The following is a 632-nucleotide window of genomic DNA, read 5'->3' as shown; positions in this document are numbered from 1 at the left end:
CGATACGCCGCGCCGGTGAGCCACGTCGTTTCAGGCAAAAGCGCATCGGCGCGGCATAATCCCGAACGCGGCATTATGCGACTTATGCCGATATCGGCATAAATCCCACTGGACAGGCGGCAAGGATCGGCTCGATCGCGGTTTATCGAGCCGCTTTGGGTCAGCCGCCTACGCTCAAGAAGAGCTTCGCGCTGAACTGGCGTCGGTTTTTCTCGGCAAAGTCCTCGATCTGCCGAGCGATATACCGAACCATGCGAGCTACCTCGGATCCTGGATAGAGACGTTGAAGGCTGACAAGCGCGAAATCTTCCGAGCTGCCTCCGACGCACAGCGTATCGCCGACTACCTGCTGGCCTTTCATCCGGACTACGCAGTCCAGGCCGACATCAGCACCGAGAGCGAGGCACCCCGTACTGCGCTGGCGGCGTAGCGCCGTGGGCGGCGGCCCAACGGCGCATGGCGATGACCAGCCGATCGCCACGCTTCGCGTTTAGCGCCGGCAGCCAAGACCGTGGCGGCGATAAGCGGTGTCGCCGGCCGCTATCGCGCCAGAATCTCGGGGGCTGCCGCCGACCACGTCCTTCGTGAAGCACGGAAGAATACCGGCGCGTCACGAGTATCCCCTGCCGTCA

1 protein-coding gene is annotated in these 632 nt (G+C 63.1%); it reads left to right on the top strand.

The annotated features are described in order from the left end of the window. Positions 1-55: 55 nt before the first annotated feature. Positions 56-430 carry a zincin-like metallopeptidase domain-containing protein gene (locus GSQ92_RS31460; protein ID WP_159014014.1) on the top strand — a complete coding sequence of 125 codons (375 nt, stop codon included), beginning with the start codon at positions 56-58 and terminating at the stop codon, positions 428-430. Positions 431-632: the final 202 nt, after the last annotated feature.

Source organism: Acidisoma sp. S159, assembly GCF_009766125.1.
In the GTDB taxonomy this organism is placed as follows: Bacteria; Pseudomonadota; Alphaproteobacteria; order Acetobacterales; family Acetobacteraceae; genus Acidisoma.
This window is presented reverse-complemented; position numbering and strand designations above follow the sequence as displayed.